This window comes from Kitasatospora sp. NPDC001539, from assembly GCF_040298565.1.
Taxonomy (GTDB): domain Bacteria; phylum Actinomycetota; class Actinomycetes; order Streptomycetales; family Streptomycetaceae; genus Kitasatospora.
The window spans coordinates 1-4,031 of record NZ_JBEPAK010000394.1 but is presented as its reverse complement, the minus strand read 5'-3'; the positions used below and the strand labels follow the sequence as shown (position 1 = coordinate 4,031).

Here is a 4,031-nt window from a genome sequence, read left to right as displayed (position 1 = left end):
ACCACCCCCATCATCACCCTCGACGCCCGCCGCCGCGACAGCGCCAAGAGCGCCCTCATCACCCTCGTCGAACACGCCCTCCTCGCCCGACTCCGCTGACGCGGGTCCGGGCCGGGAGGGAACCGACCAGCCCCGGCGGACCGTCACACTGACGGGCCGCCGGGGCGGTGACGCTTACCGGCCGGTGTCCTCCGGGCGCCCCCCGCAAGGCCCGTGTATAAGCGGTGGATAACAGTTCGGTAGGCATTTTGTGATCAACAATGACGCAGCGTGGCGAAACAGCGTCACTCAGCGCCAGGTGACCACGGTTTTGCTCCGCCATGTCACCGATTGTCCGGATTGTGCCGACGCGGGTGCTGCACCGGGTCTGTTTGTCCCCCATCCCTGCACGTGCTGAAATTCCAGCTACCCCTGAACATCCCGTCGCCGGTCCGTCCGGTGCCGGGCCAGGGCCCCGGGGGTAGCGCTGGATTGATCCATGGCCGGCAAGTCGGCCGAGAGGTAGTTGTCGAGTGAGGCGTAAGCAGCAACCCGCCCCGCAGCGGCGCTCCGAGCCCCGCCAGAGCGAGCCGCACGGTACCGCCGCGGACCAGGCCGGATTCTCCGCGTTCACTCCCGCCGAGGAGCGCTCCCAGACCGCCCCGGCAACCAAACCGCTGACGACGGCCGGCGCGCCGCGCGGCGGAGCCGGCTCACCCGGCGACGGCGGCTCCAGCCGGTACGACTTCCTCCGCCCGCGCAACTGGCGCGTGCCGACCCGCCTGATCGCGATCCTGCTGATCCCCGTGATCATCAGTCTCGTCTTCGGCGGTCTGCGCGTTAACACCTCGGTGGACGGCTACATCAAGGCGTCCCGCGCCGAGAAGACGGCCGAGCTCGCCAAGGCGGCGACCGAACTCGCCGAGGCGCTCGAGAACGAGCGCGACAAGACCCTGATACCCCTGATGACCGGGCAGGACCCGAACAACGAGGTCGCCAAGCGCCGCGCGGACACCGACGCCGCGCTGAAGGCCTACAACGCCGCGTACGAGGCCTCCGACAAGAGCGGTGAGCTCCCCCGCCGCCACGAGGCCTTCCAGACCCTCGTGGTGGACCTGCCGCACCTGCGCGCCGCCGCGTACGGCAAGGAGCTGTTCGCGAGCGCCACCGCCAACGCCTACTCGACGATGTTCGCGCCGCTGCTGGCGTACGACAACTCGGTCGGCATGGGCTCGTCCAACGCCACGAGCAAGGGCCGCGCGATCTACGCGATGTCGCTGGCGAAGGCCTCCGCCTCGACCCAGCGCTCGCTGATGCTGAGCCTGCTGGTCGGCATCTCCCAGGGCGCGACGACGCGCTACGAGAACCAGGACATGACCCAGGCGATCCTGGTGTCCGAGAAGCTCGAGCAGGTCTCGCTCAGCGAGTTCACCACCGGTAGCGCCCCCGAGGACGTCAAGAAGTACGCCGACGCGCAGGTCGCCCTGGCCTCCGCCCAGGACCGCTCGGCCTACAAGATGCCCAACGGCACCGCGCCCACCATGCAGGGCCTGCTGGCGCTCGCCGGCAACTACGCCGAGGCCGCCGCCGCGGGCCAGGCCAAGGGCAAGGCCGCCGCCGACGCCGCGTACGCCGAGGCCAAGAACGCCGGTCTGACCCCGGACAACTGGAACCAGGCCGCCGGCACCCACATCCAGGCCCTGCGGAACACCGAAGTCGTGCTGCTGGACGACGTCCTCACCGACTCCCGCAACCTCAAGGACAACGCGCTCTACGACGCGATCCTCAACACGGTCATCGTCGTCGCCGCGCTGATCCTGGCCGGCCTGCTGACCGGCTACGTCGCCCGCTCGATGATCCTCGGCATGCGCACCCTGCGCAGCGCCGCCCTGGAGATCGCCGACCACCGCCTGCCGGACCTGGTCGAGAAGCTCTCCAAGACCGACCCGGACCGGGTCGACACCTCGGTCACCGCGATCCCGCTGCACGGCAAGGACGAGATCGGCGAGGTCGCCCGGGCCTTCGACCAGGTCCACCAGCAGGCCGTGGCGCTCGCCGCCGAGCAGGCGCTGCTGCGAGGGAACGTCAACGCGATCTTCACCAACCTGTCGCGTCGCAGCCAGGGCCTGATCCAGCGCCAGCTGGCGCTGATCACCGACCTCGAGAACAACGAGGCCGACCCGGACCAGCTGGAGAACCTCTTCAAGCTGGACCACCTGGCGACCCGCATGCGCCGCAACGGTGAGAACCTGCTCGTCCTCGCGGGCGAGGAGGCCGGCCGCCGCTGGAACACCCCGGTCCCGCTGGTCGACGTGCTCCGCGCCGCCGCGTCCGAGGTGGAGCAGTACGAGCGCGTCGAGCTGTCCGGCATCCCCGAGGTCGAGGTCGTCGGCGCCGCCGTGACCGACCTCGTCCACCTGCTCGCCGAGCTGCTGGAGAACGCCACCTCGTTCTCCAGCCCGCAGACCCGGGTCCTGGTCAACGCGACCCGCCTGCCGGACGGCCGCGTCCTGGTCGAGATCCACGACAAGGGCATCGGCCTCACCGCCGACGACTTCGCCGAGATCAACGAGAAGCTGGCCGAGCCGCCCACGGTCGACGCCACCATCTCCCGCCGCATGGGCCTCTTCGTGGTCGGCCGGCTCTCCCAGCGGCACGACATCCGCGTCCAGCTCCGCCCGTCGGGCGAGTCGGCCGGCACCACCTCGCTGGTCATGCTCCCGCCGTTCGTCACCCAGGCCGGCGCCGCGCCGGAGCCGGAGGAGCAGTTCACCGTCTCCCGGATCTTCGCGGACCAGGAGCCGACCTCCGAGTGGGCCCCCGAGGAGCGCTCCCGCAGCGCCGCCGAGCTGGGCTTCGACGACCACCTCACCGGCATCGGCAACTCCGGCTCCTCCGGCTTCAGCCCGGCCCTGGAGGCCGTCCAGCGCTCGCAGCGCCTCGACCAGGTCCGCCGTGCGGCCCTGGAGGGCGGCCCGCAGGCGCCGGTCGTCGACGCCGAGGTCGAGGAGGACTACCAGGACGGCTACGGCCAGTACCCCCAGCAGGGCTACGACCAGCAGGGCGGCTACCCCGACGACCAGTACGGCACCGACGACCGGTACGGCTACGACCAGGGCGGCTACCAGCAGGACGAGTACGCCCAGGACGGCTACGGCCAGTACCCCCAGCAGGGCTACGACCAGCAGGGCGGCTACTCCGACGGCCAGTACGGCGCCGACGACCGGTACGGCTACGACCAGGGCGGCTACCAGCAGGACGAGTACGGCCGGGACGGCTACGGCCGCCAGGCCGACGAGGCCCCGGCCGGCCACCCGTACGCCCCGGAGCCGCCGGCGCTGCCCGCCGCGGACTCCTCCGCCACCCTGCCGTCCGGGCTGCCCCAGCGCCGCCCCGGCCAGCAGCTGGCGGCCGGCGGCCTCGGCACCACCCCGGCCGCCGCCTCGCCGGGCGAGAGCCCCAACTGGTTCGCCGGTGCCAAGGACACCTCCTCGCCCCAGGAACCGCGCGGCCACGACGTGTCCGCACTCGGCGGGTACGGCCCGACCGGCCCGACCGCCAACAGCGCCTGGCAGTCGCCGAACGACGGCAACTGGCAGCGCGCAGAGCAGGTGCGCGAGCCCTCGACCAGCGGCACCACCGGTGCCGGTCTGCCCCGGCGGGTGCCGCGGCAGAACCTGGTGCCCGGCAACGCCAAGCCCACCCCGCAGGAGGGGCCGCAGGTCTCCCGCAGCCCCGAGGAGGTCCGTGGCCGCCTCACCAACCTGCGCCGCGGTGTCGAGCAGGGCCGCAGCGCCGGCAACACCGGAAGCTTCCGGATCGACCCCGATCAGGTAGACCAGTCCGGCAACGGACAGAACCGGAGCACCGATCTCTTCGGCGGCTCGAACCACCAGGAGCGTTGAGTTGACTCAGATGAGCCAGGCCGCACAGAACCTGAACTGGCTGATCACCAATTTCGTGGACAACACCCCCGGGGTGTCCCACACCGTGGTGGTCTCCGCGGACGGCCTCCTGCTGTGCATGTCGGAGGGCTTCCCCCGGGACCGCGC

The 4,031-nt window shown here is 71.4% G+C and carries 2 protein-coding genes and 1 pseudogene; all 3 read left to right on the top strand.

Annotated features, from left to right (window positions below):
* A pseudogene (locus ABT247_RS32295) lies at positions 1-99 on the top strand (ATP-binding protein); the annotation flags it as partial.
* Between the two features lie 413 nt (positions 100-512).
* Positions 513-3,884: a nitrate- and nitrite sensing domain-containing protein gene (locus ABT247_RS32290; protein ID WP_350749911.1), complete on the top strand. Its 3,372-nt coding sequence runs from the start codon at positions 513-515 to the stop codon at positions 3,882-3,884.
* A gap of 10 nt (positions 3,885-3,894) precedes the next feature.
* The coding region (locus ABT247_RS32285; protein WP_329882915.1) for a roadblock/LC7 domain-containing protein at positions 3,895-4,031 on the top strand (137 nt) is incomplete at its 3' end.